Raw genomic sequence first — 243 nt, forward strand, 5'->3', positions numbered from 1 at the left:
CTCCTGGGCGGCCTTCTTCTCCTTACGGCCGTCGATCACGGAGAATCGGCTGAACATGGGAAGGCTGGCGAGACTGATGTTCGCCGCGACGCCGAGATCGGGGATGACGCCCTCGGCTTTGCGGTCCTGCGGCAGCAGCCCGATGCCACGACGGATCGCATCGCGAGGAGCCGAGAACGCGACCTTCTTGTCATCGAGCCGGATGCTTCCCTCGGAACTCCGGCGAGCGCCCGCCAGCAGGCC

At 66.7% G+C, this 243-nt stretch carries 1 pseudogene; it reads right to left on the reverse strand.

Going from position 1 to position 243, the window contains the following annotated elements:
• Positions 1 to 243, reverse strand: a pseudogene (locus AC1RP1_RS08460) (hypothetical protein); the annotation flags it as partial.

This window comes from Dellaglioa sp. CoH-56-MRSF-13 (assembly GCF_056782095.1).